The following is a 1378-nucleotide window of genomic DNA, read 5'->3' on the forward strand; positions in this document are numbered from 1 at the left end:
AAAACTACAAAATTTGAAAGCAATTCACAACCTCTTGTATCGTTGGCAAAGAAAAACAGCGGTTGTTATCAATCACAAAACTACAAAATTTGAAAGCGGATTCACGACATAAATGTTTAATTTATCAAATAGTTCAACAATAAAGCGCAAAGATACAAAAAAAATATTTTATAAGTAACAAAGCATAAAAGAGGTTGCCCAGACTTCTGAGCAACCTCTTTCTATATTCTATTAGATGATTAACTTCCTAAGGTATACCAATGTACGCCTATCAAATATTGAAACTCCGCTGAAAACGACAACCGTACGGCAACTACCAGCAGAAAAGCCAACACGGATAAACCTATCTTTTGGTACGTCTTGCTCACAGTAGCAATGCACATTCCCAATAGGAAAGCCACCGCAGTGCTAGCAATATAACCGAGTGCCAAGCTCGTATTCGCATCTTGCAGGCTGCCAGCGATGAGCATTAGCACTGCAAAAGGACTCACCACACGCAAGAAACTACCCCACTTCTGTTGAGGTCTCTCTCTTACAAAGAGATAACTCATAATCACTACCCCTGTTAAGTACAGCGGTAGGGTTACCAAATGATCTCCATAGGCTATTGAACTTATAAACAAGTAAATTGCAATAGCTGAGATAAGCTCTAAAAAGATTTGTACTGATTTTTTCATAATTAAATATTTTAGAATTTTGCGACAAAGTTATAAGATATTCTCTTCTCTGTCAAGTAAGTTGACAAAGTTTAAGATTGTTTTAACTTTTAATTGTAGACTTTGTATTGTTTTTAACAAATTCTAAATAACAACCTTTAAGAATAAAATGCTAATGCCTCCCTCTCTCTCCTCTGATCACTGCCTCAAACTCCTTAACTAATGCAGGCTGCCGCCCAGCGATATTGTGTCTCTCAGCAGGGTCTACGCTCAGGTCGTAGAGCTGAGGAGCGCCCTCAATGCCTGTTTCGATGCCCGTCTCCCAAGCCCGTTTCATAGTTTGGGCGGTAGGCTCGATATACTTGTATTTGCCTTTCAGCACTGCCAGCACATTGCGCAGCCCTTCCTGCACCGCATAAGTACGACCCTTCTTGTCCTTACCTACCCACGAAGCCCAATGCGGCTGCGTGTCGCGTGCAGGTGCTACCTCATAAGGCACGCGGTCAGAGGTCGCTGGCATAATAAAGCTCTCGTCAAAGCCAATATCATTAGGATCGGCTTATTCCAATCGATACCGCCCCTATCGCCTAAGCCTAAGTGCCACTTGCCGATGGCAGCCGTAGCGTAGCCCGCCTTCTTAAAAATAGTAGCCACCGTCTGATGCCTCGCAGGGATGAGCGCAAAGGCATCGTTGTTATCAATCGCAAAACTACAAAATTTGA

The 1378-nt window shown here is 42.4% G+C and carries 2 protein-coding genes; both read right to left on the reverse strand.

What is annotated here, in order from left to right:
• Positions 1–239 precede the first annotated feature (239 nt).
• The gene (locus HMPREF9073_RS15055) at positions 240–677 is read right to left on the reverse strand and encodes a hypothetical protein (protein ID WP_009414489.1); all 438 of its coding nucleotides are present in this window, start codon (positions 675–677) and stop codon (positions 240–242) included.
• Positions 678–1139: 462 nt separating this feature from the next.
• A complete protein-coding gene (locus HMPREF9073_RS15780) occupies positions 1140–1310 on the reverse strand; it encodes a sulfatase-like hydrolase/transferase (RefSeq protein ID WP_232213008.1) in 171 nt (56 codons plus the stop codon).
• Positions 1311–1378: the final 68 nt, after the last annotated feature.

Origin of the sequence: Capnocytophaga sp. oral taxon 326 str. F0382 (genome assembly GCF_000318295.1) — a bacterium.
GTDB classification, from domain to species: Bacteria; Bacteroidota; Bacteroidia; order Flavobacteriales; family Flavobacteriaceae; genus Capnocytophaga; species Capnocytophaga periodontitidis.

Bases quoted from the DNA above. Each gene is read 5' to 3' on its own strand.
- HMPREF9073_RS15055 (WP_009414489.1), bottom strand. From the start codon at position 677: ATGAAAAAATCAGTACAAATCTTTTTAGAGCTTATCTCAGCTATTGCA.